The sequence below is a fragment of the Dellaglioa sp. CoH-55-MRSF-7 genome, assembly GCF_056782235.1.
Map to the genome: position 1 here is coordinate 1 of NZ_JBXAYI010000153.1, position 275 is coordinate 275.

General features: G+C 58.5%; 1 protein-coding gene. It reads right to left on the minus strand.

Features of this window, described 5'->3' with window-relative positions:
- Nucleotides 1–275 (minus strand): Hsp70 family protein (locus AC1RPU_RS08215; RefSeq protein WP_481769682.1); only part of this gene is annotated, 275 nt, incomplete at both ends.

Genomic DNA, 275 nt, shown 5'->3' on the forward strand with positions numbered 1-275 from the left:
GTCATCACGCCACCCATGGTTTCGATACCCAGGGTCAGCGGGCTTACGTCCAGCAGCAACACGTCTTTCACGTCACCGGCCAGTACGGCACCCTGGATGGCAGCACCCATGGCAACGGCTTCGTCCGGGTTCACGTCTTTACGAGCTTCTTTGCCGAAGAACTCGGTGACCAGCTTCTGAACCAGTGGCATACGGGTCTGACCGCCTACCAGGATCACGTCGTTGATAGAGCCAACGTCGATACCGGAGTCTTTCAGCGCGATGCGGCAAGGTTC